At 49.7% G+C, this 717-nt stretch carries 1 pseudogene; it reads right to left on the bottom strand.

Annotated features, from left to right (window positions below):
• Positions 1-469: pseudogene (locus E1189_RS00805) on the bottom strand (IS21 family transposase); the annotation flags it as partial.
• Between the last annotated feature and the right edge of the window lie 248 nt (positions 470-717).

A 717-nucleotide genomic window follows, 5' to 3' on the forward strand; every position in this document is an offset into this window, starting at 1 on the left:
CAAGCGGCACAGTGACACCGGCATAGTCCACAAACAGTTTCTCCCCGGCCCGGTGATGCTGACGCATGGAGCGTTTCTGACTCCCTCGCCATACCCGGTAGCGGTGACAGAACTGGGCATAACTGTAGGCATTGAGGGGTTGCTGCTGGCAGTACTCCTCCCAGACCGTTTGCTTAGTGACGCCTTTCTTTTTGAGATCCTGATGTACTTGTGGCCAATCGGGATCAATCAGCCCTTTGCGACCAGACAAGGAGGCATCCGGGAACAGGGCTTTCACCAGAGCCGTTTCGGTAAAACTTTCAGGTAACGGCCATGTGAGTCCTGCCCCTTCAAACTGATGAAGGTAGTTGGAAACGGTGCCCACACTGACCCGCACGCTGCGGGATATTTTGCGGATGCTGAGCTGGTTCTCATACCGCATTCGAAGAATCTCTTTGAGTTTTCGCATGGAAATCCTGTTATCAGACATGACCGTCTCCCTTCCGTGGTTAAAAAGGGAAACGGCCAAAGTTCAAGGAAATCAATGCACAAGAGTTATTTTGCAGATGAATTCAAGAGAAATTCTGCTCACTTGAACACGCATTCTGGTCACTTGAACGGCGATTCTGGAAATCGTGAAAAAGTGTTCAAGAGTTACCAGAATGACTGTTCAAGACTTACCGGAATGGGTGTTCAAGCGTTACCAGAATGACTGTTCAAGTGATGCCAGAATATGCA

Origin of the sequence: Parendozoicomonas verongulae (assembly GCF_009711465.1) — a bacterium.
Lineage (GTDB): Bacteria > Pseudomonadota > Gammaproteobacteria > Pseudomonadales > Endozoicomonadaceae > Sansalvadorimonas > Sansalvadorimonas verongulae.